This window comes from Dyella sp. 05T440 (assembly GCF_056395965.1).
Genome location: NZ_JBFTKN010000050.1, coordinates 1 through 370, shown reverse-complemented (window position 1 = coordinate 370; position 370 = coordinate 1). Strand labels below are relative to the sequence as shown.

Annotated in this window: 1 protein-coding gene; it reads right to left on the bottom strand. The window is 65.1% G+C overall.

Features of this window, described 5'->3' with window-relative positions; genetic code table 11:
- The coding region (locus AC1DE1_RS20915) for an efflux RND transporter permease subunit (RefSeq protein WP_477179357.1) at positions 1-370 on the bottom strand (370 nt) is incomplete at both ends.

The following is a 370-nucleotide window of genomic DNA, read 5'->3' as shown; positions in this document are numbered from 1 at the left end:
GCGCCGGGCGCTGTTGTCCTTCAGGAAGAAGGTGTAGCCGGAGGCCGTGCCCAGTTCCGGAATGGCCGGCGGCGGGAAGGCAAAGATGAAGGCATCCTTGATCTGCCCCAGCGCGGCCATCGCGCGTCCGGTGATCGGCATCACACCGTTGTCGGCGTCACGATCCTTCCAGTCCTTCAGCTTGACGAAGGCCATGCCCGCGTTCTGGCCCATGCCGGCGAAGCTGAAGCCCTGCACCGAGAACACCGACTCGACGGCACCCTTCTCGTTTTCCATGAAGTGCTTTTCGAGCGCGGCGATCGATTCCAGCGTGCGCTCCTGGGTTGCGCCCACCGGCGCCTGCACCAGCGCCATCAGCACGCCCTGGTCT